Here is a 24,507-nt window from a genome sequence, read left to right as displayed (position 1 = left end):
CACCTGCCGCCCTCCGGCCAAACCACAAGCTGATGCCGGCCGAGATCAGCAAACTAGTCGATACCTACCGCCGTGGCGCAACTGTCTTCGAGCTGGCTGAGCAATTCGGGATACACCGACAGACCGTCAGTGCGCACTTGCACCGAGAGGGTGTGGCGATGCGGTCGCGAACCAGAATGACGCCACGCCTCGTCACGCACGCGACAGAGCTGTACGAGGCGGGCTGGTCGACGATCCAAATTGGCAAGGAGTTGGGACTAGGGCCAAGTACAGTCGGCAGGTACCTGACCCGTTTGCGATCGCTGCCGATCATGCGATCCCACTCTCGGACGGGATTGTCGAGCGTGCAGGCAAGGACGGCGGCGTCCTCGAGATGCCAGCCCCTGTCGCGGGCGTCTTCCCGATAGGTGCCGCCCTTGAGGACGAGCGCGCCAAGGGCGTCTGGGACGCTGAGCTGCACAGCTACGCCGTCGATGTCGATCTCGCAGTCGACGGTCTTGCGGAGCGCGGAGGTCCCGGCCGGGAGCGCGAACACTGCCCGCCCGTGAATCGCTGGCCTGTGCGTGGGGGCGAGGTTGTCAGCGACCATCACGACCGCCGCGCACGGACCATCGCACTTGATTCGAATTTCACATACCGGACAGTCGACCGCATGATTAGATGTCGCGACGCATCTGCTCAATCACACGGGGGAAGTACGTTGTCTACGTTCCTGGGGCTCGTCGCCCTGATCGGTCTGGTCATCGGTGTCATCGCGCTGATCCGCGGGCACCTGCAGTGGGCGCGTATCTCGAGTCGCAAGACCGCCGGCATCGTGACCGCCGGAGCACTTGGCCTCGCACTCGTCAGCGGTGCAATCGCGCCCGACAAGGATGCGCCAGTGTCGGACACCTCGAGCCCGACGACATCGGTCACCGCGACGACGACCGCTCGGCCGACAACGACGACCACCACGCCGTCACCGACCACGACGTTGCCGCCGACCACCACAACACTGACCCCGACGACCACCGTGGCACCGCCCCCGCCGGCACCTGTGGTGGATCCATCCACCGAGGTTGCCGTCGCGCCCCTTATCGCACCGCCGCCCGCACCCGAGCCCGCACCCGCACCCGCGCCCGCGCCCGCACCCGAGCCGGCTCCATACGTGCCCTCGCCGAAGTCCGCCCCCTCCGCCCCCAGCGAAGCAATCGCTCAATGCAAAGACGGAACCTACAGCTACGGCACTAACCATCGCGGCGCATGCTCCAAGCACGGAGGTGTCGCGGTCTGGCTCGACTGAAAGACAGAGCGTTGAGCGGCCCTGCTTCCAGCAGGGCCGCTCTTTGTATATCGGAGGGTGTCGACCGCCGATCACTCCGTCGATCTGCAGACGCGGGCCGGCTGCCAGGCGGGCTACATCACCGACCCCGATCTGTGCGCGGCCGTGGGAAAGTGACCACACGGACTGTACCGAGGATCGTTCCGCCGGAGGGCAGCTCGTTCCGCGGATCTGTGACGACAGACCTCACGAGACCTGGACAGGTTCATGTGTGCCGCCGCGTGAGGTGCACGATTTCCAGCTGCATGCAGTCGAAGTGCGGGATAGTACGGACGGATTATCTTGAGGGAGTTCAGATGGGCATACGTCGGATCCTTGGTTCGCGGGTCAACCGCAAGTGGGATCTAGTCCGAGCGGGAAAGGACGCCGAGCCCGCCTACTGGCTGGGCGGCTTCGGTGCGAAACGACCGGCGGGCGCGACCGGCATTCGTTTCGGCATCATCGCCATCGACGCATGGCAGGAGAAGTCCTCGCGGTACGACGCGCTTGTTGCGGAGAACGCTCGGAACGCCGAGCGGAGCCGTCTCGCTCGTTGGGCGACCGGCGGGTCGGGCGATCGCTACGGCAGCAATGGTGAGCCGATGCTGTCATCCCCGAAGCTGAACCCGACCGATCTGCAGGTGATGCTGAAGATCCGCGTGTCGCAACCAGGACGCCTGCTCTATGCGGCATGTGCCCTGGCGACCGCAATGGAGCTCCAGCAATGTTGGTCGAACCCGATCCTCGACTCCGTCGCGATCCGTATCGATCTTGACGGTGAGATACGACAAATCGCCGCGATAGCCGTGAGCATCAGAGATGCCGAGGAGGCTCTCGGGCCCAAGCCCGCCGGCGAGCTCGCCAAGAACGACGAGGTGATGTCGATCTACAACAGTCGCCGCGGCGCGCTCGACGAGCGCATCGATCTGCTGTTCGAGCGCGTACAGACGTTGAATCGTTACTGGGACAACCTTAAGACCCTGGACAGCGAGTTCGACCGTCTCGAATGGATTCGTGAAAAGTCCACCGACGACGGCCGCGACAACACCATCGCTGTCGAGCAGGAGCGTCAGCAGCTCACCGACGCTGCCCGACGCACCGAGGACCTCGAGGGCGTCGGTGAAGCCGTGCTCCAGAGTCTCATCGACGATGCACACCGCATATTCAAACTCAACGAGAACAACTAGAGGAGCGAGTCTTCCGGACCGAGACCCACCGGAAGGCCGGAGGAGTCGGCCGGGCCGACCTTCCCCACCGATATCGGCGCTTATGTCAGGTGAATGCCTGTGATTGCATCAGGACCTCAGCGAGTGGTGCCGGTCAGTCACCGGCGGCGATGTTGATGACGTCATGTGTCAGAACAGCTTTCAACGGCGTCGACGGTGTGCAGTCAGGCGGCGCTGGTTGGCAGGGCATGGGCCTTGACAATTGCTGAGGATGCCGACGATGTTGTCGACGTCGGTGTCGGGGAAGAAGTGGTCGGGGCCGGGCCCGTGGTCGATGTAGGGCGATTCGAACAGCCGCCCGGGCTCCACGACGCCGTTGGCGGTGAGCTCGTCGACGATCAGCGAGATGAACCGCACCTGTTCGACGGTGTACTTCGAGTCGTCGAGGTAGTCCGCAATTGCCTCAGTGGCTGCGGCATGGTCAAGGCCGACGAGCAAGCGAATGAACGGACCGAGGCCTCCGTTCTGACATCGAGCCGATCCGCGTGGAGGTCGCCGAGGGGAAGGTCGCCACGCACGCGCTCACCGGCGAGGAGCTGGCCGGATTGCTGGACGGACTGCAAAGCTCGACCGCACCACTTCCGCCACACGCCAAGGCGAGAAAGGGCGACCAGCACGCGCACCGTCTCCCAGCGGGCACGGGACGTCGACCTCGTCGACCCGATCATCATGCTCGCCCGTATCGGGTTGCGCTGCTCCGAGCTGCTGGGGCTGAGGTGGCGCGACTACGACAGCGCCGAGCGCACTGTGCGGGTACCTACCGCGACCCCGACAACTTTGCGGGGCAGTGGCGGCGAGTGCGGGCCGTCCTCGGCTTCGACTGGGTCGGTACCCACGTGTTCAGGAAGACTGCCGCGACAATTCTCGACGAGGCCGGGCTGTCTGCGCGTCGGCGCCGACCATCTGGGGCACGCAAACGTGTCGATGACCCAGGATCGCTACCACGGTCGGAGGCGAGTTCACCGGCTCGCGGCGCAGGCGTTGGACGAGGCGATCTCGGCCATAAAGGGCGAATAAACGTGGGATTGCCCCATGTGGGGCAGGAGTTCCACTGAAGGATTGATCCTTTGACCTGCGATTCTTGGTGCCCCCGGCAGGAATCGAACCTGCGACCTAGAGATTAGAAGGCTCTTGCTCTATCCAACTGAGCTACGGAGGCGCGGCCAAGAGCATACCCGTTGAACGGCGGTGCCTTGTGCATCCGGTGGCCGGTGGGGCGTCAACTCCAGAGTGTCACGTGCACCTTCGGCTTGAAGTGGGATACCTCCACGCCGGTGCCGCGGATCATCGCCTGGATGCAGCGGGGGGTGCTGACGAAGTGCAGCAGTTCGGACGCGGCGGGCTGGAGGTGTTGGTGGTGCAGTGTCGTCACGCACCATTCGCCGGCTGCACGCAGTTCGGGTCCCTCGACGACTCCCAGTGCGCCGCCGGACAGTTCGTCGCTGACGGCGAAACCGAGCGCCAGTGTGAGGGCCGACGAGCGGCGGACGGCTTCGACGGCCGCGGCGTCGCTCTGGAAGATCCGCTGCCGGTCCCGGGGGATGTCGAGCGCACGCAGCATGTGGCGCATCACCCCGTCGCCGCCGGCGGCGGACGGCCCGAGGAACCACTGCTGTTCGCGCAGTCGCTGCAGCGCGGGACGCGTGCGCGCCAGGGGGTGGTCCGGTGCGCACACGGTGAGCACCTCGTAGTGGAGGAACGGGTACACGCACAGCGGTTGGTGGTCGCCGAGCACTCGGGGGCCCAGAGCGACGTCGACCGCGCGCGCCGAGATGAGGCTCGTGAACTGCCGGGCCGGATGGACGCTCAACTCCACCGACAGGTCCTTCGCACGCCCGGCGAACAGGTCGATGAGCCCGGGCGCGGCGTGCTCGGCGAACAACGGCGATGCCGCGATCCTGAGGAGTCGTCGTCCGTGGCCGGCCTGACTGACCTCGAGGGCCGTCTGTTGTTGTAGTCCGAGGATCTCGACGGCGCGGCTCGCGAGGCGCAGCCCGCCGGGGGTGAAGGCCAGACCGGATGGTCGGCGAGAGTACAGCGGGTCGTCGAGTTCCCTGCGCAGCTGGGCGATATGCATCGAGACGCCCGAATCCGTCATGCCCAATTCCCGTGCCGCCGCTCGAACCGATCCGAGCCGCACCACCGCGGAATAGGCTCGCAGTTGAGCGGGAGTCACGTTTCGAGCCTACGTCGGCGTCCCTGCCCGCAACCCGCGAATGAACCGGTCTCACCAGCGGCGACGGCCGGAGCTGGAGGCTGACGCGATGCGCGACGTCTTGTCCGATCTGCTCGCAATCTGGCGCGCCGGGGGCACCGCCGGATTGGGCACCGTCGTTGCGACGTTCCGGTCCGCGCCCCGCGATCCAGGGGCGGCGATGGTCGTCGCGCCGGACGGTCGGGTCACCGGTTCGGTGTCCGGCGGGTGCGTGGAGGGTGCGGTGTACGAACTGGCGTCGGAGGTCGTGAGTACCGGGCGGCCGGTGCTCGAGCGGTACGGGGTGAGCGACGAGGACGCGTTCGCGGTGGGCCTGACGTGCGGCGGCATCCTCGACGTCTTCGTCGAACCGGTCTCGCGCCGCACCTTCCCGGACCTCCCGGACGTCGCCGCCGACATCGAGGCGCGGCGCCCCGTCGCGGTCGCCACCGTCATCGAAGACGCGTGCCCGCCGGATCGTCTCCGCATCGGACGGCACCTCGTCATCCGCCCCGACACCACGAGCGGGACGCTCGGTTCCGCGCGCGCCGACCAGGCCGTCGCCGACGACGGGCGCGGCCTGCTCGCGGCCGGCCGGACCTCGGTGCTCGGGTACGGCCCGGACGGGCAGAGACGCGGCGAGGGCCTGCGCGTGTTCGTCTCGAGCTATGCGCCGCCGCCGCGGATGCTGGTGTTCGGGGCGATCGACTTCGCGGCCGCGGTCGCGCGGCAGGGCGCCTTCCTCGGCTACCGGGTCACGGTGTGCGACGCGCGGCAGGTGTTCGCGACCGGGACGCGGTTCCCGACCGCCCACGAGGTGATCGTCGAGTGGCCGCACCGGTACCTCGCGGCGCAGGCCGAGGCCGGGGAGATCGACGGGCGCACCGTGATCTGCGTGCTCACGCACGACCCCAAGTTCGACGTCCCGCTGCTCGAGGTCGCCCTGCGGTTGCCCCAGGTGGCGTACGTGGGCGCGATGGGATCCGAGCGCACCCACCTCGACCGCCTCGCCCGGCTCCGCGAGGCCGGGCTCACCGACGATGAGTTGTCGCGGCTGGCGAGTCCTATCGGGCTCGACCTCGGCGCGCGCACGCCGGAGGAGACTGCGGTCTCGATCGCGGCCGAGATCATCGCCGGCAGATGGGGTGGACACGGCCGCCGCCTGCGTGACCTGCACGGACGCATCCATCACGAACATTCCGGATGATCGCGGCGCCCGCGGCGGCACCGCCGTCAAGTGATCGCTGAATCGTGCTTGACGCCCGCGACCGCCGAGCACAGGCTGGAACCATCCCGCACTGTGAGGAGTGCCACATGCAGGTTCCGGGATTGTTCGAATACGAGCGCGCGACCGACGTCGAGAACGCGATCGCCCTGCTCGACCGACTCGGGGACGAGGCGCGGGTCGTCGCGGGCGGGCACAGCCTGCTGCCGATGATGAAGCTGCGGCTGGCCAACCCCGAGTACCTCATCGACATCAACGATCTCGCCGACGAACTCGGCTACATCACCGTGGACGTGGCGGGCGCGGATGACGTGCGGATCGGGTCGATGGTCCGGCACCGTCAGATCCTCGAGTCCGACGACCTCGCCGCGGTGTTCCCGATCTTCCGGGACGCCGAGCGGGTGATCGCCGATCCGGTGGTCCGCAATCGCGGCACCATCGGCGGCTCGCTGTGCCAGGCCGATCCGGCGGAGGACCTGACGACAGTGTGCTCGGTGGTCGGGGCCGTGTGCATGATCCGCGGGCCGGACGGCGTGCGTGAGGTGCCGATGTCGGAGTTCCTCGTCGCGCCGTACGAGACCGCGGTGCGGGGCAACGAGATCCTCGTCGAGGTCCGCATCCCGCGGGTCGCGCGTGGGCATCCCGCGTCGAGCGCGTACTCGAAAGTGGAACGGCGCGTCGGGGACTGGGCCATCGCGGCAGCCGGGGTCGCGCTGTGGCTCGACGGCGACCGGATCGGCGGGGCATCCGTCGGTCTCACCGCGGTGGAGCCGGACGCCGGTCGGCTGGCCGAGATCGGCGAGTTCCTGCAGGGGCAGCCCGCGACGGAGGAGACGTTCCGGCGGGCGGGTGAACTCGCCGGGCAGGCGTGCGCGCCGGTCACCGACCCGCGCGGCACCGCCGCCTACAAGCGCCACCTCGCCGACGAATTGACCGTCCGCTCGCTGCGCACCGCCGCGGACCGGGCTGCCGCCACACGAAGGGAGACGTGAGATGCAGGTGACGATGACGGTCAACGGCGCCGAGGTGACCGAGGACGTCGAGCCGCGCATGCTGCTGGTGCACTTCCTGCGAGACCGGCTGGGGCTCACCGGAACCCACTGGGGATGCGACACCAGCAACTGCGGCACGTGCGTGGTGTCGGTGGACGGCGAACCGGTGAAGTCGTGCACGATGCTCGCGGTCATGGCCGGCGGGCACGCCGTGCGCACCGTCGAGGGGTTGGCGAACGACGGTGTCCTCGACCCAGTGCAGGAGGGCTTCATGCAGTGCCACGGCCTGCAGTGCGGATTCTGCACGCCCGGAATGATGATCACCGCCCGCGCTCTGTTGGACCGCGATCCGGACCCCGACGAGCAGACCATCCGCGAGGCCATCTCCGGCCAGATCTGCCGCTGCACCGGCTACACCACGATCGTCCGCTCGGTCCGATGGGCCGCCGAACACAGCGGGGCGACCACCGACACCGTCACGACCGGAGGTGCACCGTGACCGCGCTCGACCCCGACGCGACCGAAGCGCCCGCGGCCTCGGAAGCAAGCGACCCCGACAGCGTCTCGAACGACGGCAAGCCGTGTGGGCACGGCCGGATGCTGCGCAAGGAGGACCCCCGCTTCATCCGCGGGCAGGGGCACTACGTCGACGACGTCCAACTACCCGGCATGCTCCACCTGGCGATTCTCCGGTCGCCGATCGCGCACGCGCGGGTGGTGCGCGTGGACACCACTGCCGCACAGGCGCATCCCAAGGTCGCGGCGGTCGTCACCGGCGCCGATCTCGCGGAGAAGGGCCTGGCGTGGATGCCCACCCTGTCCAACGACGTGCAGGCCGTCCTCGCGACCGACAAGGTGCGGTTCCAGGGGCAGGAGGTGGCGTTCGTCGTCGCCGAGGACCGCTACTCCGCCCGCGACGCCCTCGAGCTGATCGACGTCGAGTACGAGCCGTTCGACCCGGTGATCGACGCGCGGACCGCGCTCTCGCCGGACGCGCCCGTCATCCGTACCGACCTCGACGGTAAGGCGGACAACCACTGTTTCGACTGGGAAACGGGCGACTCCGACGCGACCGAGGCGGTGTTCGCGAAGGCCGACGTCGTGGTGCGCCAGGAGATCGTCTATCCGCGGGTGCATCCCGCGCCGATGGAGACGTGCGGCGCGGTGGCCGACTACGACGCCGTGAACGGCAAGCTCACGCTGTGGTCCACCAGCCAGGCCCCGCACGCCCACCGCACGCTGTACGCGCTCGTGGCAGGGCTGCCCGAGCACAAGATCCGGGTCATCTCGCCGGACATCGGCGGCGGCTTCGGGAACAAGGTCCCCATCTATCCGGGCTACGTGTGCGCGATCGTCGGGTCGCTGCTCACCGGCAAGCCCGTCAAGTGGATGGAGGACCGCAGCGAGAACCTCACCAGCACCGGCTTCGCCCGCGACTACATCATGGTCGGCGAGATCGCCGCGACGTCCGAGGGGAAGATCCTCGCGATCCGAACCGACGTCCTCGCCGACCACGGAGCGTTCAACGGCACCGCGGCCCCGGTGAAGTATCCGGCCGGCTTCTTCGGGGTGTTCACCGGCAGCTACGACCTCGAAGCCGCGTACTGCAAGATGACCGCCGTATACACCAACAAGGCGCCCGGCGGCGTCGCGTACGCGTGCTCGTTCCGCATCACCGAGGCCGTGTACCTGGTCGAGCGCCTGGTCGACTGTCTAGCCTTCGACCTCGGCATGGATCCGGCCGAACTGCGGCTGAAGAACCTGCTGCGGCCCGACCAGTTCCCGTACACGTCCAAGACCGGGTGGAAGTACGACTCGGGTGACTACGCGACCACGATGCGCAAGGCCATGGACATGATCGGCTACGACGACCTGCGCCGCGAACAGGCCGAGCGCCGTGAGCGCGGTGAGCTGATGGGCATCGGGATGTCGTTCTTCACCGAGGCCGTCGGTGCCGGGCCGCGCAAGGACATGGACATCCTCGGCCTCGGCATGGCCGACGGCTGCGAACTGACCGTCCACCCGACCGGCAAGGCCGTCGTGCGACTGTCGGTGCAGACGCAGGGGCAGGGCCACGAGACGACGTTCGCGCAGATCGTCGCCGAGGAACTCGGCATCCCGCCCGCGGACATCGACGTGGTGCACGGCGACACCGACAACACCCCGTTCGGCCTCGGCACGTATGGCAGCCGCTCCACCCCGGTGTCGGGCGCCGCGGCCGCACTGGTGGCGCGCAAGGTCCGCGACAAGGCGCGGATCATCGCGTCGGGCATGCTCGAGGTGTCTGTCGCCGACCTGGAATGGGAGAAGGGGCGATTCCACGTCAAGGGCGACCCGTCGGCGGCGGTGACGATCCAGGACATCGCCATGCGCTCGTACGGTGCCGGCGACCTGCCGGACGGGCTCGAAGGCGGCCTCGAGGCCCAGATCTGTTACAACCCGGAGAATCTCACGTACCCGTACGGTGCGTACTTCTGCGTGGTCGACGTCGATCCGGGCACCGGCGAGGTGAAAGTACGCCGCTTCCTCGCGGTCGACGACTGCGGCACCCGGATCAACCCGATGATCATCGAGGGCCAGGTGCACGGCGGGATCACCGACGGAATCGGCATGGCGCTCATGGAGATCGTCGCGTTCGACGAGGACGGCAACTGTCTCGGCGGCTCGCTCATGGACTACCTGATCCCCACCGCGCTCGAGGTGCCGCACCTCGAGACCGGGTTCACGGTCACCCCGTCGCCGCATCATCCGATCGGGGCCAAGGGGATCGGGGAGAGCGCGACGGTCGGCTCGCCGCCGGCGGTGGTGAACGCGGTCGTCGACGCGTTGAAACCGTTCGGGGTGCGTCATGCGGACATGCCGCTGACGCCGTCGAGGGTGTGGGAGGCGATGCAGGGTCGGGCAACCCCGCCGATCTGACAGGAGATGCGAATGGACCTCGGTGCGCGCGCCGCCCAGCTGACCGGCGAGCGGCGTGCCTACGTGCGCGCTACGGTGGTCCGCGCCCAGCAGCCGACGTCGTCGTCGCCCGGCGACGGCGCGATCGTGTTGGAGGACGGCACTATCGAAGGCTTCGTGGGAGGCCAGTGCGCCCAGAACTCGGTGCGGCAGGCGGCGACCGATGCGCTCGAGGCGGGGGAGAGCCTGCTGCTGCGGATCCTGCCCGAGGACGGACCCGAGTACCCCGACGTGCCCGGTGCCCGCGTCGTCGTCAACCCCTGCCTGTCCGGCGGGGCGATGGAGATCTTCCTGCAGCCGTGCCTGCCGGCACCGATCGTGCGGATCGTCGGTCGGACCCCGGTCGCCGACGCGGTCGCGGACCTGGCCGCCGCGGTCGACCTCGACGTCCGTCGCGGTGCCGTGCCGAGCGAGGGCGAGACCGCCGTGATCGTCGCCAGCCTCGGCGGCGACGAACCGGGCGCGATCCGAGAGGCCCTGGATGCGGGCACCGGGTACGTCGGACTCGTCGCCAGTCGGAAGCGCGGGGCGGCGATCCTCGACGAACTCGCACTGGGCGCCGCCGAGCGGGGGCGCGTGCACACCCCGGCCGGACTGGCAATCGGCGCGCGGACGCCCGGCGAAATCGCGCTGGCGATCCTCGCGGAACTGGTCCACGAGATCCGCCTCGGGCACCTGGGGGACCGAACATCCACCGGTGCAACGGCATCGGAGACCGACCGGCTGACGGTGATCGACCCCGTGTGCGGGATGACGGTCACCGTCGACGACGACACACCGCACCTGCAGATCGACGGGGAGGACTACTGGTTCTGTGCGCCCGGGTGCCGCCGCACCTACGAGAAGGAGCGTGCGCGATGTTCGTGACCGGACTGGTGCTGGCGGCGGGCGGGTCGCGGCGGCTGGGGCGGCCCAAACAGCTGCTGCCGTATCGCGGAGCGACCCTGCTCGACGCGACGCTCGCGGTGGCGCGAGCGTGCCGCTTCCACCAACTGTTGGTGACGGTGCCCGGGTCGGCGGAGGCGATCGAGGCGCTCGTCGACCTGCGCGGGTGCACCGTGGTCCACTGCCCGGACGCGGGCAGCGGGTGCTCCGCGTCGGTGCGGGCCGCGCTCCCGCTGGTCGACCCGCTGTCGGCGGGAATCGTGCTGCTGTTGGGTGACCAGCCGGGCGTGCGGCCGTGGACGGTGCGCGACCTGATTGCCCGCGGCGCGATGGAGAACATCGGACTGTGCCGCTACGAGGACGGGTTCGGGCATCCACTGTGGTTGGGGCGCAACGCCTTCGACGAACTCGCGCAGCTGCAGGGGGACAAGGCGGTGTGGAAGCTCTTCGACAGCGACGATGTCGACGCGTTCGCGGTTCCGATCGAGGAGCGGGTCCCGCTCGACGTCGACACGTGGGACGGCTACCGGGCCCTGCTCGATCAGGACCGGGACGTGTCGTGAGTGGACCGGCCGTGGATGCGTACTTCGCCGACGTCGACGAGTTGATCCGACGATTCGACGCGCAGGACTACCTGCTCGACGACGGCACCGCCACCGCGCTGTTCCTGGCGCTGCGGTTGGGGCGGCCGTTGCTCCTCGAGGGGGAGCCCGGGGTGGGGAAGACGACGGCGGCGAAGGCACTCGCGGCGGCACTCGGCACCGACCTCGTGCGGTTGCAGTGCTACGAGGGTCTGGGCGCGGACGAGGCGCTGTACGACTGGAACTACCAGCGGCAACTGCTCGCCGTGCGGCTGTCGGAGGCCCGCGGTGAACGCCTGGAGGAGGCAGACCTGTTCACCGAACAGTTCCTCCAGGAGCGTCCGATCCTGAGGTGCGTGCGCCACCGCGGCCCCCTGCCGCCGGTGCTGCTGATCGACGAGATCGACCGTGCCGACGACGAATTCGAGGCGCTGCTGCTCGAGTTCCTGGGCGAGTCGTCGGTGACGGTGCCCGAGGTCGGCACGTTCGCCGCGGAGCGGGCGCCGATAGTGGTGCTGACGTCCAACCGCAGCCGCGACCTGCACGACGCGTTGCGCCGGCGCTGTCTGTACCACTGGATCGACTATCCGGCGCCCGAGCGCGCGGCCGCGATCCTGCGGCGGACCGTGCCCGGTGCCACGGCCGCGCTGATCGCGAGCGTCACCGGTTTCGTCGCGTCGGCGCGGTCGCTCGATCTCGACAAACCGCCCGGGATCGCGGAGGCCATCGACTGGGTGTCGGCGCTGGCCGCGCTGGGCGCGGCCGACCTGGCGCCGGCGGGCGCGTTCGCGAGCCTCGGCGCCATCGCGAAGACCCCCGACGACCGGACCGCGCTGGCGGAGGCCGTCGGCGACTACCTGGCGAGCGGGGCAACCGGATGAGAGGACGACGATGAAGATTGCAGACGAGTTCACGGTCGACGCGCCCATCGACCGCGCGTGGGCGGTGCTCACCGACCTCGAGGGCATCGCGCCGCTGCTGCCCGGGGCGAAGATGACCGGGCGCGAGGGTGACGACTACCTGGGCACCGTGAAGATCAAGGTGGGGCCGGTGACGAGCGAGTTCGCGGGCCGGGCCTCGTTCGTCGAGAAGGACGAGCAGTCACGCACCGCCGTGATCGACGCTCGCGGCCGCGAGAAGCGGGGCAGCGGTAACGCGTCGGCGACCATCACGGCCCACCTGCAGGAGTCCGGCAGTGCCACCCGGGTGACGGTCGACACCGACATGAAGGTGGTCGGCAAGCTCGCCCAGTTCGGCAGCGGCATGATCCAGCAGGTCTCCACCAAGCTCATGGGGCAGTTCGCGGCCTCCCTCGAGGACCGGTTGGCGGGCGGCGCCGCGACCGTCGAGGCGGTCGCGGCGACTGAAGGAGTCGCCGAACCCGCGGTGCTCGCCGCGGTGCCGGCGCCCGCGCCGCCGGCGGAGGCCGGTCCCGAACCCGAGCCGATCGACCTCATCGAGCTCGCGGGTGGTTCCGTTGCGCGGCGGGTGGCGCCGTTGCTCGCGGCGATCGTCGCCGCCGTGGTGGTGTTCGTGGTGCTGCGGTCGCGGCGTCGATGACCGTACCGCCGCCGGCGCTGCTGCGCGGCGTCGACCTCGCGGCGTTCGCCGTCGCGCTCGTCGCGCGGGCACGCGCATCCGGCGTCGCGGTGTCGGCCAGCGGCGCGGCCCGGTTCACCGAGGCGCTGCGGGTGCTCGCCCCGACCGGGCGCAGCCGGCTGTACTGGACGGCACGCGTCACCCTCGTGGGTCGCCGCGGCGACCTCGAGCGATTCGATGCGGTGTTCGCGTCCGTGTTCGACGAGGCCGTGCTCCCGCTCGATCCGGCGGCACGCGCGTCGGCGCCGGCGGCCCCGCGGGCGCGCGTCGACCGGCGGGTGCCCGACGACGCCGCAGCGCCGGGACAGTCGGGCGAACGGGCAGCCCCGCCGTGGGTGACGCGGGACGTCGACGCGGCCGGCCCCGCGGACGACGACGGCAGCGAGACGATCGGCATCACCCTGCGGCTGCCGAGCCCGCTCGAGGCGATCACGGACCAGTCGTTCGGGGAATTCCGCGACGCGGACCTGCGGCTGCTGGGACGGTGGCTCGAGCAGTCCCGGCCGCTCTGGCCCACCCGGCGCAGCCGCCGGCACGAACGCCACCGGCACGGTCGGGTGGACCTGCGCGCCACGATGCGCCGGGCCCGCGGAACCGGGCTCGAACCGATCCGGCTGGTCCGGTGCCGGCCACGGGTGCGTCGGCGGCGGATCGTCCTGGTGTGCGACGTGAGCCGCTCGATGCGCGGATACGCCGACGTCTACCTCCACCTGATGCGCGCCGCGGTGGTGCGCGGCGGCGGTGACGACGCGGAGGTGTTCGCCTTCTCGACCAGGCTGACGCGCCTGACGTCGGTGCTCGCGCACCGCAGCGCCGAGGTCGCGGTGGCGCGCGCCAACGAGCGCGTCGTGGACCGATTCGGGGGCACCCACATCGCCGGCAGCCTGGCGGCGCTGTTGTCCTCGCCACATGGCACCGTGCTGCGCGGAGCTGTCGTGATCATCGCGTCCGACGGCTGGGACAGCGATCCGCCGGCCGACCTGGCCCGCGCGGTCGCCCGCATCCATCGGCGCGCCCACCGGCTGGTGTGGCTCAATCCTCGCGCGGCCACACCGGGTTTCGAGCCCGTCGCCGGATCGATGGCGGCGGCCCTGCCGTACTGCGACGATTTCCTGTCGGCGCATTCGGTCGCGACGCTCGGCGAGATGCTGACCGTCGTCGGCCGCGGCGCGCTGGCCCCGGAGGGGCCCGGCTGGGTGAGGCCCGAGTCCGACACGTTGTCGTAGGTCCTACGCTGGTGGGCATGGCAACACCCCTGCGAGAGCAGTCCGACCGCGCTCCCGTTCCGTCGTCCCGTGCCGGATCCGGCGTCGTCTACGCAGTCAGCGGTGTCCTCGCGGGCCTTGTCGCCGCGCTGGTCGTGGCGCTGTCGGCGTCCCAGGCGCTGGTGCTCATGGGCATTCCCGACCCGGGCCCGTTCACGACGTACGGACTGCCCGCCATCCGTGCCGTCAGCGAGATCGCGGCCGTCATCGCGGTCGGCTCGCTGCTGTTCGCGGCGTTCATGGTGCCGCCCCAGAAGACCGGCGTGCTCGACGTCGACGGCTATCGCGCCGTCCGCACCGCGTCGCATGCCGCGCTGGTGTGGGCGCTGTGCGCGGTGCTCCTGGTGCCGCTGACGCTGTCGGACACGTCCGGTCAGCCGTTCTCGGTGGCGATCAAGCCGGACAACCTGTGGGCCGCGATCGGGCAGGTCGAGAACGCCGTCGCGTGGGCGTGGACCGCAGGCCTGGCGCTCGCGCTCGCCGTGGTCACCCGCCTGGCCCTGCGCTGGTCCTGGACGCCGTTCCTGCTGCTGCTCGGCATCGTCACGATGATGCCGATCGCGTTGACCGGGCACTCGTCGTCGGGCGGCTCCCACGACGTCGCGACCAACAGCCTCATCTGGCACCTGGTCGGCGCCGCCTTCTGGGCCGGTGGCCTGTTCGCGCTCCTCGCACACGCGCGCCGAGGTGGCGCCCACACCGACGTCGCGGCCAAGCGGTTCTCGTTCGTCGCCACGATCTGCTTCGTCGCGATGGCACTGAGCGGCGTGATCAACGCCCTCGTCCGGATGCCGCTCGACGACCTGTTCAGCACCACCTACGGCCGCCTGATCGTCGCGAAGGTCGTCGCCCTCGTCGTGCTCGGCGTGTTCGGCTTCTTCCAGCGCCGCAAGGCGCTCCCGGCGCTCGCCGCCGACCCCCAGTCCCGCGGCGCGCTCATCCGGTTCGCCGGCGTCGAGGTGCTGGTGTTCGCGGCGACGATCGGCATCGCGGTCGGCCTGGGCCGGACCCCGCCCCCGCCGCCTTCGTCGATTCCGACGATCCCCGAGGTGGAGCTGGGCTACAACCTGGACGGCCCGCCGACCTTCGCCCGCCTCGTCCTGGACTGGCGGTTCGACCTGATCTTCGGCACCGCCGCGATCGTCCTCGCGGTCCTGTACATCGCGGGCCTGCGCGCCCTGCACAAGCGCGGCGACGCATGGCCGGTCGGGCGCTCCATCGCCTGGTTCGCCGGCTGCATCGTCCTGCTCATCGCGACGTCCTCGGGCGTGGGCCGGTACGCCCCGGCCGTGTTCAGCGTCCACATGGGCGCCCACATGGCACTGTCGATGCTCGCGCCGGTGTTGCTGGTGCTCGGCGCGCCGTTCACCCTCGCGCTGCGGGCGCTGCACCCCGCCGGCAAGGACGGAGTCCCCGGCCCGCGCGAATGGCTGCTGACGTTCCTGCACAGCCCGATCTCGCGGTTCCTCACCCATCCGCTCGTGGCGGCGGTGCTGTTCGTCGGCGGCTTCTACGCGCTGTACCTGGGCGGCATCTTCAGCGCCTCCGTCGACAGCCACGCCGCACACCTGCTGATGAACCTGCACTTCATCCTCAGCGGCTACCTCTTCTACTGGGTGGTGATCGGAGTCGACCCGTCGCCGCGGCAGCTGCAGCCCATCACGAAGCTGGGCGTGGTGTTCGGATCGCTGCCGTTCCACGCGTTCTTCGGCATCGCGCTCATGAGCATGGGCGAGGTCATGGGTGCCACGTTCTACCGGTCACTGGGCCTCGGCTGGAACAGCGACCTGCTGCGCGATCAGCAGCTGGGTGGATCCATCGCGTGGGCCACCGGCGAGATGCCGCTCGTGATCATCATGCTGGCGCTGCTGGTGCAGTGGTCGCGCAGCGACCAGAAGACGGCGAAGCGCGTCGACCGGGCCGCCGAGCGGGACGACGACGCCGATCTGGCCGCGCACAACGCGATGTTCGCCGAACTCGCGCGCCGCGACCGGGAGGCCGGCCTGTAGCAGTAGGGTCACCCCGCATGGCAGCACCAGTGCTTCGGGCGGTCGATGAGGACGGGACAACCTGGGACGACCCGTCCGCGGAACAGCTGCACGACCTTCTGGCCGATCTGAGTCCCACGTGCCGATTCGTTGTCGTGAGGCGGCTCGATATCGAACCCGCCGGTCAGCACTACATGCAGGTGTATCTCAACGACGATCTGAGCTGTGAGGTGGAGTACCGCGAGGGAGCAGCGGACCGACACTTCCAGGCATTGATCCCGCGGAAACACGAGGCCTTCGCGGTAGACCTTGTGGCGGAGGTGCTTCAGGCGTGGGCGTTCGGGCGGCCCGGTTGGCGTGAGGCTCTTTCGTGGGCCCCGTGGTCACCGTGAGTGAGAGCCGCATGGCCGGGCACATCTAGCACCCACCGCCGACGGAATCCGCCTCCGACCGTCCCGGCGGGCGCGGGCTGTGGATGCGACTTTCGTTCATCCACAATCGTGCTCGGACCCCACGCGCCGCATCGAATCCACGGCATCGTCGAACGCACCGCCTCATCCGGCGGTGCGTTCGCCGTTTCGGCGGGCGACGGTTTCGGGACGAAGGGGAAGTCGATGTACGAGACACACACCGCGGTGGTCGGCACGGTCATCACCGATCCGGTCAAGCGAGAGACCGGGTCCGGTGAGGAGGTGATGAGCTTCCGGATGGCGAGCAACACCCGCCGCCGCGACCGCGAGAGCGGGGAGTGGGTCGACGGCGGCACGCTGTACCTGACCGTGAGCTGCTGGCGTCGGCTGGTGCAGGGCGTGGGCGCGTCCCTGATGAAGGGGGACCCGATCATCGCGTACGGCGAGCTGCGCACCAACGAGTACCGCACCCGCGACGGTGACCCGCGCTCCGACCTCGAGATGCGCGCCAGCGCGGTCGGTCCCGATCTCGCGCGCTGCTCGGCGAAGCTGGACCGCTCGGGCCGGCTGCGGGTCGCGCCGTCGGACGAGACGGCCGCGGACGACGATCCGGGGCGGCCGTCGGGTCCGTCAGAGACCGACATCGACTCGGTCGAGGCCGGGCTCCGGGTGCCGGCGCTGGCCGGATAGCGGATCTCACTGTTCGCGTGTGCGGGGGTGTCGTGGTCTGCGAAGGTGATCGCAGGAGCGCGACGTGCGGTGACCGCGAGGAGGACCGATGGGCGTCGAGAGCGTGCGACGGGGAATGGCGTTGGTGTCGGTACTCACGGTGGCGGCGCTGACGCCGGTCACCGCCTCGGCGGGCGGAGTGCCCGCCGAGCAGCAGCCCGGCCACGTGCTCTCGGTCGAGGCGCTGCCACCCGAACTCGGACTGCCGGGGACCGCGCGCGAGTACCGCCTCACTTACGAGACGCGGGACGCCGTCGGGCGTCCCGCGTCGAGTTCCGGTGTCGTGTTCGTGCCGCAGGGCACGCCGCCCGAGGGCGGGTGGCCGGTGGTGTCGTGGGCGCACGGCACCGTAGGACTGGGCGACGCGTGCGCGCCGTCCCGCAATCCGCGGTCGACGCGCGACGCGAACTACCTAGGGCACTGGCTGTCGCAGGGGTACGCCATCGTCGCGTCGGACTACATCGGCCTCGGTACCCCCGGCGTGCACCCGTACCTGCAGGGGGCGTCGGAGGCGACCGCGGTGATCGACATGGTGCGCGCCGGTCGGGAGGTGGCGCCGGAGCTGTCGTCGCGGTGGATGACGATCGGACAGTCGCAGGGCGGGCACGCCGCGCTGTTCACCGCGCACGAGGCCACGCGCTACGCGCCGGAACTCGACTTCCGGGGCGCGGTCACCACCGGTGCGCCGTCCAACCTCGAGAACGTCTTCCCGTTCGGTGGGCCGTGGATTCCCGACCTCGGGCTCGACGGTCTGACGGTGTTCACGACCTACATCCTCGCCGGGATGCGCGCGACGATGCCCGACGTCGATGTGAACAGCTACCTCACCCCGATCGGACGGCAGGCCGTCGACTCGGCGGAGACGCTGTGTTACGAGCAGCAGGCCGAGGCGGTCCAGGGGGTCTCGGTGGGGGCGATGCTGAGTCGCCCGCTCGGCGATCCCGCGCTCCACGGAGCGCTCGTCGACTACCTCGCGGTGCCGACCGCCGGCTACGACCGGTCCCTGTTCATCGCACAGGGCCTGCTCGACACCGTGGTGCCGGCGCCGCTGTCGTTCAAGCTCATCGCCGACATGCGTCTCGCCGGCGTCGATGCGACCTACATGACGTACCCGACCAACCACGACGGGACGATGGCCGCGTCGCTGCCGGACTCGACGCCTTTCGTCGCGGCCCGCCTGTGACCGGTCACGTCAGGCTGCATCCCGGCGCAAGCGGGACGTCGTCGAACCGATCGAGCAGGTAGCGCACAGCGCTGTCGGTGCCGAAGCCGTCGATCAGTTCCGGGCCGAAGTGGTTGACGAACGTGGTGCCCGGCGCGACCGGTGGCAGCTCGTTGGTGCGGAACGTGACGTTCGCGCCGCGGTCGCACCAGTCGACGGCCAGTTGCCGGGCCTGACCGTAGGGGACGGTGTCGTCGTTGCGGCCGCTGGTGACCAGGACGGGTCTCGAGGGGGCAAGTGTGCCGATGCGTTGGGCGCGCAGAATTGCCATCGCCTCGGGCACGTCGCGCAGGTTGTCGAGCAGCGACCGGTGATCGGCGGTGTAGGTGGCGGTCCGCAGGAAGGGTTGCTGGGCAATGACGTTCACGATGCACTCGGTGCCGAGCGTGTCGAGTACCGCCGCGCCCTCCGGGGTGAGTCGCTCGTGGAGGGTTTGCTCCAGTTCGGGGTGCCGCGCGACGAAGCCGTTGATCGCGAATCCGATGGCACCGCCGATGAGGTTGCCGTCGATCTGGGCCAGGACCTGCTCGAGGTCCGCCGTCGGTCCACCCGCCCAGGTGCCCTTGATGTTCAGCTCGGCGGCGTACGACGGCGCCAACTCCGCGGCGGCCGCGGTGGCGCCGCCGCCCTGCGAATACCCCCACAGCGCAAGCGGTGTCGCGGGGCCGCCGTCGCCGAGTGCGATCGCGGCCCGGGCGGCGTCCAGCACGGCGTGGGCCTGCTCCACCCGGTTGGCGTAGGTGTGGATGCCCGGCGTGCCGAGTCCGATGTAGTCGGTCACGAAGACCCGCGCGCCCAGCGCTGACCACACCGCCGCCGACGGCGCCTCCTGGTTCGCCGACAGGAACAACGGATCGGTGTCGGCGACCATCCCTGTCGAGAACGCCCGCGACATCGCGCACTGGTCGCCCTGCCCGGACGTTCCGGGGGCGATCACCACGGTCGGGCGTGGCCCCTTGCCCTGCCACGGATGTGCCGAGTCGATGAAGGTGCCGGTCACCGCGGTCGGTGTGCCGTCCTGCAGGCGGGAGGTGTACATCACCAACCGCGCCTGTGTGGGCCAGTTGCCGTCGGCTGCCGGGACCGTGGCGAACAGCGGCATCGGCTCCGTGCGGACGACCGCGCCGGCGGCGGCCGGTAGTTGCGCCGGCGGGGTGTAGAAGTCGGGTTGCGGGGCGGCAGACGCGGGGCCGGCCGCGAGGACCAGTGCGCCGGCGACGCAACACGCGAGAGCGGCGACGGTCGCCCGGATCGGGCCGGTGCGGTGACGGGCTGCGCGAGAGTTGCTCATGGACAGCTCTTTCGGGTCGGGTGGGCGAGCGGCGACGGAAGTGCAGTCGTCAGATGACGGTGCCCACGTCCTGCGCGACGATGCGGCCGAGTGCACGTTCGGCGACCGCGGCGATGGTCATCGACGGGTTGCACGCGGCGGTATTCCCGGGCATGAGCGCACCGTCGAGCACGTACAGGCCGCGCTGGCCGTGGACGCGGCCGTCGACGTCGCACACCGGGCCCATGCACGCTCCGCCCAGCGGGTGCCAGGTCGACGGGACGATCGCGTTGGTGTCGGTGAGGATGCTCGTCGGCCCGGCGATCGCCCGCACCGTCGGCCCGATGTGGCCGTTCTGGATGGCCCAGTCGCCCTCCCGCGGCCAGCGCAGCACGGCGTCGCCCACGGCCGGGTCGTATACGAAGCTGCCGCGTCCCTCGCTGACGCCGTAGCCGACGAGCATGGTGCTGTGCACGTCGACGGAGAGGGACGGGATCGACGCCTGGATGACGGTGTGCGCGGTGGACGGGTCGGCCCAGTTCAGGCTGCCGTACACGACGGGGCCGCCCTGGGTGGCGCCGAAGTCGCTGTCCGGACTGGTCCAGACGTAGATCCGGTCGGCGTTGGTGCCCCACCCGCCGCCGAGCCCGTCGGGCAGGTCGGGGATCCGGCCCTGCGCGGCCGCGCGCACCAGCAGCTTGGTGGTGTTCAGGCTGCCGGCTGCCATCACCAGCGCGTTCGTGGTGAGGATCTTGTTCTCGAGCACCCGTCCGGCGGTGTCGATCCGATTCACGTACACCGTCCAACGGCCGTCGGGTGCCCGCTCGACGTCGGTGACCTCGTGTAGGGTCTGCACCGTAACGTGGCCGGTGGCCTCGGCGTCAGCGATGTAGGTGACGTCGACCGAGTGCTTGCCGCCGTTGTTGACGCCGAGGGCGCCGTCGCCGTTGGTGTACGACGGCCGCATCAGGCCGCGCAGTTCGTCGAGCGCGTAGTTCCAGTCGATCGGCATCGGGATCTTCGACAGCGGCAACCCGGCGCGTTCCACATGCTCCGCGAACAGGCGTGGCGCCAGATAGGTGGGGCTGTCGACCAGTTCGTCGGGCGCGACGGCCAGGCCCAGCATCCGGGCGACCCGCGGGTAGTGCACCCGGTCCATCTCCGCCCAGTCGATCTCCGCGGGGAAGTGGGTGCTGAACACCGCCTCCGACGGCTGCAACGACATTCCCTGGTAGATGAGCGATCCGCCGCCCACACCCGCCGCGCACAGTGCCGTCATGTTGTCGCCGGGAACGGCCTCGACCAGCCCGGTGAAGGGTTCGACGACGACCGGCCGGCCGAACAGTTGCGGCGCGGACCGATACCAGAGAGCGCGCTTGTCGGGGGCCGTCGGGCTCGGGAAGGTCTGCGCGTTCGGCCCTGTCGGCCAGCGGATTCCGCGTTCGAGCACGAGGACCGGCACGCCCGCCTCGGCCAGGCGCAGGGCGGTCACGCCGCCACCGAAGCCGGACCCGATCACGACCACCCGGTGTTCCTCTCGGGTCACCGGAACCCGGTCGACCCGGGCCGCGATCCCGACGGCAGCCCGCGCGTTCCCGGCGGTGGCGAGCGCGACGCCCGCAGCGGCGGCACCGACGAGAAAGGACCGGCGTTTCAACTCGGACACAGCATTCCCCCACATCTCGGACAGGACACGTTCGACGAGAAGAGCGACAGATCGGCCCGGCCACACCGGAAACATGGGGCGGGTCGGGCGGGCGGGGAGCTGCGCAGCACCCCAGGAGCGAGCTAAAACTAGACACCTGTCGCTACATGTGTCAAGAAGGTGTCGGGGAAGTGGGCCCGGGTCGGGTTCCTACGATTCGAGCGTCATGGCCGGTTGCAGCCAGCGGGTGAGGAAACGCCGCAGATCGTCGTCGGTGTGGACGGCGTCGTCGTCGAAGATCACCACCGACAGGCCCAGGCGCAACGCGATCTCGACGATGTCGTCCAGGCGCGGCTGCAACTCCGGCTCGCGTTCGGCGATCGGTGAGAGCAATTCGTGCGCAATCGGTTTGGCGCGTGCGATCATGCCGGGGTCGAACAGCGGATTGCCGCGTTCGGCGCGGAGCAGCGCGCCCAGCGCGGGGACGTCGCGAATCGCGGCCCGGCCGGCGACGACGAGTTCCACGACGTACGCGACGGGGGAGTCGGCCGCCTCGAGCCGGGCGCGGATGTCGCCGAGCACGTCGACGAGGAGGCCGGCGATCGCCTGCGAGACGAGGTCCTCGCGGGTGCCGAAGATGGAGTACACGGTCTGCCGGGTGACCCCGGCGGCGGCGGCGACCGCGGCGATGTTGACGCTCTCGAAGCCGGCGCTGCCGATCAGTCCGAGCGTGGCGTCCAAGATCTTCTTCCGCGAGCGCACCGGGTCATTATCGGGCACCGGTCGCGCACGCGCGGGAGCCGACGGACGGGCGCGGTAGGCTGGCTGGCGAGTCGTACGTTCTCGCAGCCGGTGAGCTGCACTTTTCCAGTCCAGATTGGAGCCTTTGGGTGGCTGAGTTCATTTACACGATGAAAAAGGTGCGCAAGGCGCATGGTGACAAGGTCATCCTCGACGACGTCACCATGAGCTTCTACCCGGGCGCCAAGATCGGTGTGGTGGGCCCGAACGGCGCCGGTAAGTCGAGCATCCTGAAGATCATGGCCGGTCTGGATCAGCCGGGCAACGGCGAGGCATTCCTGGCTCCCGGCGCATCGGTCGGCATCCTGATGCAGGAGCCGCACCTGGACGAGACCAAGACGGTTCGCGAGAACGTCGAGGAGGGTCTCGGCGACACCATGGTGCAGCTCAAGCGCTACAACGAGATCGCCGAGCTCATGGCCACCGATTACTCCGACGAGCTGATGGAGGAGATGGGCACCCTTCAGGAGAAGCTCGACCACGCCAACGCGTGGGAGATCGACTCGCAGCTCGAGCAGGCGATGGACGCGCTGCGCTGCCCGCCGCCGGAGGAGATGGTCACGCATCTCTCCGGTGGTGAGAAGCGCCGCGTCGCGCTGTGCAAGCTGCTGCTGAGCAAGCCGGACCTGCTGCTGCTCGACGAGCCCACCAACCACCTCGACGCCGAGTCGGTCCTGTGGCTCGAGCAGCACCTGGCCGCCTACCCCGGCGCCATCCTGGCAGTCACCCACGACCGCTACTTCCTCGATCACGTCGCGCAGTGGATCTGTGAGGTCGACCGCGGGCGTCTGTACCCGTACGAGGGCAACTACTCCACCTACCTGGAGCAGAAGGCCGCCCGCCTCGAGGTGCAGGGCAAGAAGGACCAGAAGCTGCAGAAGCGCCTCAAGGAGGAGCTTGCCTGGGTCCGCTCGGGTGCCAAGGCCCGCCAGTCCAAGAACAAGGCGCGCCTCGACCGCTACGACGAGATGGTCGCGGAGGCCGAGAAGCACCGCAAGCTGGACTTCGAGGAGATCCAGATCCCGACGCCGCCGCGCCTCGGCAACGTCGTCGTCGAGGTCGAGCACCTCGACAAGGGCTTCGACGGCCGCATGCTCATCAAGGACCTCTCGTTCACGCTGCCGCGCAACGGCATCGTCGGCGTGATCGGCCCCAACGGTGTCGGTAAGACCACGCTGTTCAAGACCATCGTCGGGCTCGAGGAGCCGGATTCGGGCACCGTCAAGGTGGGCGAGACGGTCAAGCTCAGCTATGTCGACCAGAACCGCGCCAACATCGACCCGACCAAGACGGTGTGGGAGGTCGTCTCCGACGGACTCGACTACATCGAGGTCGGCCAGAACGAGATGCCGTCCCGCGCGTACGTCAGCGCGTTCGGCTTCAAGGGCCCGGACCAGCAGAAGCCGTCGGGTGTGCTCTCCGGTGGTGAGCGCAACCGCCTCAACCTGGCGCTGACCCTCAAGGAGGGCGGCAACCTGATCCTCCTCGACGAGCCGACCAACGACCTCGACGTCGAGACCCTGAGCTCGCTCGAGAACGCGCTGCAGGAATTCCCCGGCTGCGCCGTCGTGATCTCCCACGACCGCTGGTTCCTGGACCGGACCTGCACGCACATCCTGGCCTGGGAAGGCGCCTTCGGCGACAACGAGGCCGCCTGGTACTGGTTCGAGGGCAACTTCGAGGCATACGAGGAGAACAAGGTCGCGCGACTCGGCGCTGACGCGGCACGTCCGCATCGGGTCACGCACCGCAAGCTCACCCGCGACTGACCCGCGGCTGACTGTGTCCAAGGATTCGTCCCAGGTCTACAGCTGCGACATCCAGGTCCGTTGGGGCGACTCCGACCGTCTCGGTCACGTCAACAACGCCCGTGTCGTGGAGTACATGCAGGAGGCGCGTTCGCTCTTCCTGATCGAGGGTGCGGCGTCGGTCGGCGCCGCACCCCGGGCGGTGGTCGTCCGCAAGATGGACGCCGAGTTCCTCCGCCCCATCACGGACGCGTCCGGCCCGGTGCGGGTGGACGTCTCCGTGGTCCGCGTGGGCACGTCGTCGTTCACACTGCGGCACGTGGTCAAGGACGTCGCCGGCAACGTCTGCGCTACCGGCGACGCGGTGATGGTCGGCTTCGACGTCCGCGCCGAGAGCTCCCGCGCGCTCACCACGGCCGAGCGCGACGTTCTGACGCGCTACCTGTCGGCAACGGCTCCCGCGTAGTCC

At 69.6% G+C, this 24,507-nt stretch carries 23 protein-coding genes and 1 tRNA gene; 17 read left to right on the top strand and 7 right to left on the bottom strand.

Features of this window, described 5'->3' with window-relative positions; genetic code table 11:
- Positions 1 to 64: 64 nt before the first annotated feature.
- On the bottom strand, positions 65 to 589 hold the full coding sequence (locus tag ACQ5DX_RS14445) for a hypothetical protein (protein ID WP_430333269.1): 525 nt from the start codon (positions 587 to 589) through the stop codon (positions 65 to 67).
- A gap of 111 nt (positions 590 to 700) precedes the next feature.
- Here ACQ5DX_RS14445 and ACQ5DX_RS14440 point away from each other — a divergent pair, with 111 nt between their 5' ends.
- The gene (locus tag ACQ5DX_RS14440) at positions 701 to 1,282 is read left to right on the top strand and encodes a DUF3761 domain-containing protein (RefSeq protein WP_430333268.1); all 582 of its coding nucleotides are present in this window, start codon (positions 701 to 703) and stop codon (positions 1,280 to 1,282) included.
- 284 nt (positions 1,283 to 1,566) lie between these two features.
- Positions 1,567 to 2,487 carry a hypothetical protein gene (locus tag ACQ5DX_RS14435; RefSeq protein WP_430333267.1) on the top strand — a complete coding sequence of 307 codons (921 nt, stop codon included), beginning with the start codon at positions 1,567 to 1,569 and terminating at the stop codon, positions 2,485 to 2,487.
- A 180-nt stretch (positions 2,488 to 2,667) separates the two neighbouring features.
- Here ACQ5DX_RS14435 and ACQ5DX_RS14430 read toward each other — a convergent pair whose 3' ends face one another.
- From ACQ5DX_RS14430 to ACQ5DX_RS14420, 3 genes are all read right to left on the bottom strand, one after another.
- Positions 2,668 to 2,964, bottom strand: coding sequence for a type I restriction-modification enzyme R subunit C-terminal domain-containing protein (locus tag ACQ5DX_RS14430; RefSeq protein ID WP_430333266.1), 297 nt, complete (start codon positions 2,962 to 2,964; stop codon positions 2,668 to 2,670).
- Between the two features lie 644 nt (positions 2,965 to 3,608).
- Positions 3,609 to 3,685 (bottom strand) — tRNA-Arg (locus ACQ5DX_RS14425).
- Positions 3,686 to 3,745: 60 nt separating this feature from the next.
- Positions 3,746 to 4,702, bottom strand: coding sequence for a LysR family transcriptional regulator (locus tag ACQ5DX_RS14420; RefSeq protein ID WP_430333265.1), 957 nt, complete (start codon positions 4,700 to 4,702; stop codon positions 3,746 to 3,748).
- Positions 4,703 to 4,790: 88 nt separating this feature from the next.
- On the opposite strand from ACQ5DX_RS14420, the gene ACQ5DX_RS14415 reads away from it, so the two are divergent.
- From ACQ5DX_RS14415 to ACQ5DX_RS14355, 13 genes are all read left to right on the top strand, one after another.
- Entirely contained in the window at positions 4,791 to 5,927 is a 1,137-nt protein-coding gene (locus tag ACQ5DX_RS14415; RefSeq protein WP_430333264.1) for an XdhC family protein, read from the top strand.
- Positions 5,928 to 6,034: 107 nt separating this feature from the next.
- Positions 6,035 to 6,937 carry an FAD binding domain-containing protein gene (locus ACQ5DX_RS14410; protein WP_430333263.1) on the top strand — a complete coding sequence of 301 codons (903 nt, stop codon included), beginning with the start codon at positions 6,035 to 6,037 and terminating at the stop codon, positions 6,935 to 6,937.
- Position 6,938: 1 nt separating this feature from the next.
- On the top strand, positions 6,939 to 7,436 hold the full coding sequence (locus tag ACQ5DX_RS14405; RefSeq protein ID WP_430333262.1) for a (2Fe-2S)-binding protein: 498 nt from the start codon (positions 6,939 to 6,941) through the stop codon (positions 7,434 to 7,436).
- Positions 7,433 to 9,856 carry an aerobic carbon-monoxide dehydrogenase large subunit gene (locus tag ACQ5DX_RS14400; RefSeq protein ID WP_430333261.1) on the top strand — a complete coding sequence of 808 codons (2,424 nt, stop codon included), beginning with the start codon at positions 7,433 to 7,435 and terminating at the stop codon, positions 9,854 to 9,856. The genes ACQ5DX_RS14405 and ACQ5DX_RS14400 overlap by 4 nt, the downstream gene beginning before the upstream one ends.
- Before the next feature lie 12 nt (positions 9,857 to 9,868).
- Complete coding sequence (locus ACQ5DX_RS14395; protein ID WP_430333260.1) at positions 9,869 to 10,762, top strand: XdhC family protein; 894 nt, start codon at positions 9,869 to 9,871, stop codon at positions 10,760 to 10,762.
- The gene (locus ACQ5DX_RS14390; protein ID WP_430333259.1) at positions 10,753 to 11,343 is read left to right on the top strand and encodes a nucleotidyltransferase family protein; all 591 of its coding nucleotides are present in this window, start codon (positions 10,753 to 10,755) and stop codon (positions 11,341 to 11,343) included. Before ACQ5DX_RS14395 ends, ACQ5DX_RS14390 begins: the two co-directional genes overlap by 10 nt.
- Before the next feature lie 11 nt (positions 11,344 to 11,354).
- Positions 11,355 to 12,242 carry an AAA family ATPase gene (locus ACQ5DX_RS14385; protein WP_430335665.1) on the top strand — a complete coding sequence of 296 codons (888 nt, stop codon included), beginning with the start codon at positions 11,355 to 11,357 and terminating at the stop codon, positions 12,240 to 12,242.
- 10 nt (positions 12,243 to 12,252) lie between these two features.
- Positions 12,253 to 12,921: an SRPBCC family protein gene (locus ACQ5DX_RS14380; protein WP_430333258.1), complete on the top strand. Its 669-nt coding sequence runs from the start codon at positions 12,253 to 12,255 to the stop codon at positions 12,919 to 12,921.
- The gene (locus tag ACQ5DX_RS14375) at positions 12,918 to 14,186 is read left to right on the top strand and encodes a vWA domain-containing protein (RefSeq protein WP_430333257.1); all 1,269 of its coding nucleotides are present in this window, start codon (positions 12,918 to 12,920) and stop codon (positions 14,184 to 14,186) included. Before ACQ5DX_RS14380 ends, ACQ5DX_RS14375 begins: the two co-directional genes overlap by 4 nt.
- Before the next feature lie 17 nt (positions 14,187 to 14,203).
- Positions 14,204 to 16,234, top strand: a complete 2,031-nt coding sequence (locus ACQ5DX_RS14370; RefSeq protein WP_430333256.1) for a cytochrome c oxidase assembly protein — start codon at positions 14,204 to 14,206, stop codon at positions 16,232 to 16,234.
- Positions 16,235 to 16,251: 17 nt separating this feature from the next.
- Positions 16,252 to 16,605, top strand: a complete 354-nt coding sequence (locus ACQ5DX_RS14365) for a hypothetical protein (protein ID WP_430333255.1) — start codon at positions 16,252 to 16,254, stop codon at positions 16,603 to 16,605.
- A 222-nt stretch (positions 16,606 to 16,827) separates the two neighbouring features.
- On the top strand, positions 16,828 to 17,313 hold the full coding sequence (gene ssb / locus ACQ5DX_RS14360) for a single-stranded DNA-binding protein (RefSeq protein WP_430333254.1): 486 nt from the start codon (positions 16,828 to 16,830) through the stop codon (positions 17,311 to 17,313).
- Positions 17,314 to 17,401: 88 nt separating this feature from the next.
- The gene (locus tag ACQ5DX_RS14355) at positions 17,402 to 18,535 is read left to right on the top strand and encodes an alpha/beta hydrolase family protein (RefSeq protein WP_430333253.1); all 1,134 of its coding nucleotides are present in this window, start codon (positions 17,402 to 17,404) and stop codon (positions 18,533 to 18,535) included.
- A 4-nt stretch (positions 18,536 to 18,539) separates the two neighbouring features.
- Here ACQ5DX_RS14355 and ACQ5DX_RS14350 read toward each other — a convergent pair whose 3' ends face one another.
- The 3 genes from ACQ5DX_RS14350 to ACQ5DX_RS14340 all read right to left on the bottom strand — a co-directional run bounded on the left by ACQ5DX_RS14350 (position 18,540) and on the right by ACQ5DX_RS14340 (position 22,251).
- Entirely contained in the window at positions 18,540 to 19,865 is a 1,326-nt protein-coding gene (locus ACQ5DX_RS14350) for a lipase family protein (protein ID WP_430333252.1), read from the bottom strand.
- Between the two features lie 49 nt (positions 19,866 to 19,914).
- Positions 19,915 to 21,510, bottom strand: coding sequence for a GMC oxidoreductase (locus ACQ5DX_RS14345; RefSeq protein ID WP_430333251.1), 1,596 nt, complete (start codon positions 21,508 to 21,510; stop codon positions 19,915 to 19,917).
- 189 nt (positions 21,511 to 21,699) lie between these two features.
- On the bottom strand, positions 21,700 to 22,251 hold the full coding sequence (locus ACQ5DX_RS14340) for a TetR/AcrR family transcriptional regulator (RefSeq protein WP_430333250.1): 552 nt from the start codon (positions 22,249 to 22,251) through the stop codon (positions 21,700 to 21,702).
- Between the two features lie 128 nt (positions 22,252 to 22,379).
- Here ACQ5DX_RS14340 and ettA point away from each other — a divergent pair, with 128 nt between their 5' ends.
- A complete protein-coding gene (ettA, locus tag ACQ5DX_RS14335; protein WP_430333249.1) occupies positions 22,380 to 24,059 on the top strand; it encodes an energy-dependent translational throttle protein EttA in 1,680 nt (559 codons plus the stop codon).
- Between the two features lie 13 nt (positions 24,060 to 24,072).
- Positions 24,073 to 24,504, top strand: coding sequence for an acyl-CoA thioesterase (locus tag ACQ5DX_RS14330; protein WP_430333248.1), 432 nt, complete (start codon positions 24,073 to 24,075; stop codon positions 24,502 to 24,504).
- The last annotated feature ends 3 nt before the right edge of the window (positions 24,505 to 24,507 follow it).

This window comes from Rhodococcus sp. ACT016 (genome assembly GCF_050477185.1).
Taxonomy (GTDB): domain Bacteria; phylum Actinomycetota; class Actinomycetes; order Mycobacteriales; family Mycobacteriaceae; genus Prescottella.
The sequence above is the reverse complement of the archived record's forward strand: the minus strand, read 5'-3'. Positions and strand labels throughout refer to the sequence as shown.